Origin of the sequence: Flavobacterium cheongpyeongense, from assembly GCF_003202435.1 — a bacterium.
In the GTDB taxonomy this organism is placed as follows: Bacteria; Bacteroidota; Bacteroidia; order Flavobacteriales; family Flavobacteriaceae; genus Flavobacterium; species Flavobacterium cheongpyeongense.
Genome location: NZ_QJHK01000085.1, coordinates 1 through 207, shown reverse-complemented (window position 1 = coordinate 207; position 207 = coordinate 1). Strand labels below are relative to the sequence as shown.

Sequence of the window (207 nt, the reverse complement as noted above, 5' to 3'; positions counted from 1 at the left end):
GCATCCCTTATGTGATAACCGACGGTACAGCCACCGCTACCGCCAATGAATTGATTAGCGTAAGTCCTGCCAACGATGCACCGGTAGCCGTTGACGACAACTATACCGTAGCCGAAGAAGGCACCGTAACCCTGACCCCGTTAAGCTTAGATACCGATACAGATGGGGATACATTAAGCATCACCAGCATCAACGGCACAGCGTTAA

The 207-nt window shown here is 51.2% G+C and carries 1 protein-coding gene; it reads left to right on the top strand.

Features of this window, described 5'->3' with window-relative positions; genetic code table 11:
* Positions 1-207, top strand: a 207-nt coding sequence (locus DMB65_RS22310; RefSeq protein WP_165835025.1) for an Ig-like domain-containing protein, incomplete at both ends; no start/stop codon positions are given.